We start from the raw sequence: 391 nt of genomic DNA on the forward strand, positions 1-391 counted from the left end.
GAAGGAGGAGACGCCCGCCCGGCGCGGCCGGCCGGCCTCCCCGGCCCATTCGCGGGCCTCGGTCAGCAGCCGCACCTCGCCCGCCGACCAGTCCACGTGCGGGGACGGCTCGTCCACGTGCAGGGTCTTCGGCAGCACCCCGTGCCGCATCGCCATCACCATCTTGATCACACCCGCCACACCGGCCGCGGCCTGCGTGTGCCCGATGTTGGACTTGACGGTGCCCAGCCAGAGCGGCCGGCCGGCTTCGCGGCCGGTGCCGTAGGCCTTGATCAGGGCCTCGGCCTCGATGGGGTCGCCCAGGGTGGTGCCCGTGCCGTGGGCCTCGACCGCGTCCACGTCTCCGGCGGACAGTCCCGCGTCCGCCAGGGCCTGGCGGATGACCCGCTGC

General features: G+C 74.9%; 1 protein-coding gene. It reads right to left on the reverse strand.

Annotated features, from left to right (window positions below; all coding sequences use genetic code 11):
• Positions 1–391, reverse strand: a 391-nt coding sequence (locus VR44_RS39810) for a polyketide synthase (RefSeq protein WP_045952579.1), incomplete at both ends; no start/stop codon positions are given.

Origin of the sequence: Streptomyces katrae (assembly GCF_000966975.1) — a bacterium.
Taxonomy (GTDB): domain Bacteria; phylum Actinomycetota; class Actinomycetes; order Streptomycetales; family Streptomycetaceae; genus Streptomyces; species Streptomyces katrae.